Annotated in this window: 1 protein-coding gene; it reads left to right on the forward strand. The window is 68.3% G+C overall.

Features of this window, described 5'->3' with window-relative positions; translation table 11 throughout:
* Positions 1 to 429: 429 nt before the first annotated feature.
* Positions 430 to 628 (forward strand): helix-turn-helix domain-containing protein (locus tag NG1_RS38715; protein WP_245660191.1); only part of this gene is annotated, 199 nt, incomplete at its 3' end.

Genomic DNA, 628 nt, shown 5'->3' on the forward strand with positions numbered 1-628 from the left:
GGTATACAGTCGCTGTCGTTGGAGATGAAAGTCTGGTTGGCCGGGCAGGTGAACTGCACCGGAAGCAAGATGGACCATCCCCTCCGGCGGAGAAGAGAACCTGGTGCAGTCGGCCGGACCGTCGGAGGGGATGACGAGATTCCGCAGCCCGACCGGCAACCCAGGAGGTGGTCACTGAGCAGCTCTTCCCAGATTCCGCGTCCCGGCCTGTTGCCGGGCGCGATGCCCGAGGTCGGCCCTACCGCCGACCGACGGAATTGACGTGAAAACCCCCTCGATATCCCGGGCCCCGGCGCACGACGCGCCGGGGCCTGTCGTCGTATGAAGCCAGAGGTGTTGTGCAGCAACCGAACACAGGCCCCCACCGACCCCGTCGACGCTTCCGGTGCCGCCGAGAGGCTCGATGACGAGGACTACCCCGCCTACAGCATGGGCAGAGCCGCGGAAATCCTCGGCGTCACCCCCGCCTTCCTGCGCGCCCTCGACGCCGCCGAACTGCTGACACCCCAGCGTTCCGAAGGCGGGCACCGCCGCTACTCCCGCTACCAACTGCGGATCGCCGCCCGCGCTCGCGCGCTGGTCGATCAGGGCACCCCGCTGGAGGCGGCGTGCCGGATCATCGTCCTGG

The sequence above is a fragment of the Nocardia gamkensis NBRC 108242 genome, from assembly GCF_001612985.1.
Taxonomy (GTDB): Bacteria; Actinomycetota; Actinomycetes; order Mycobacteriales; family Mycobacteriaceae; genus Nocardia; species Nocardia gamkensis.